The organism is Paenibacillus tengchongensis (assembly GCF_008973665.1).
Taxonomy (GTDB): Bacteria; Bacillota; Bacilli; order Paenibacillales; family Paenibacillaceae; genus Paenibacillus_AQ; species Paenibacillus_AQ tengchongensis.
Map to the genome: position 1 here is coordinate 1 of NZ_WACP01000051.1, position 705 is coordinate 705.

General features: G+C 29.8%; 1 protein-coding gene. It reads left to right on the forward strand.

The window, feature by feature from the left end; translation table 11 throughout:
- On the forward strand, positions 1–705 hold a 705-nt coding region (locus tag F1381_RS28535; protein ID WP_187355600.1), incomplete at both ends, for an AbiTii domain-containing protein.

The following is a 705-nucleotide window of genomic DNA, read 5'->3' on the forward strand; positions in this document are numbered from 1 at the left end:
GAGATATACAAGACTTAGCATCAAGTTCAAGTAAAGATATTGAATTATCAACGCTTCTGAGAAAATGTAAAATATTAGCTACTCGATTAAACCATCCAGGGTTTAAATCATGGGTTGAAAATGAGCTAAATGGTTATAATGATGTTAGTTCTTTACCTTCTTATAGGGTTTTAAAGGTAATATCAAAAGGACATTTTTCGATGTGGGGAAATTCCATTTTAACTAATATTCCAATTCATACACATGTTATGAAGGAGAAACACGAAAAATATGTAAAAAAAGCCCACATTATGCAGGGAATTGGTTCTTTAGAAAATTTACTATCTAAAGAGGGTAGCATATTTCAAGCACCTTGGGATTCCAAACTATTAGCTATATATGCTAATGATTTCTATAACAATATGATTTGCATTAAAGCATGGCAAGTTATTTCAAGCTCTGACATAGCTGGTATTATCGATACTGTCAAAACAAAAATTTTAGACTTTGCTCTTGAAATAGAAGCTGAAAATCCTAATGCTGGAGATATTGAAATGAATAGTAATCCAATAGATCAAAATAAAATTACTCAAATTTTTAATACTACTATTAATGGCAATGTTCAAAATGTTGCAGCAGGAAGTTCTGATGTTAATCAAAATTCTCAAATAAATAACACGGCGAAAGAGGAATTGTTTTCAAACTTATTAGATATAATAAGTAATC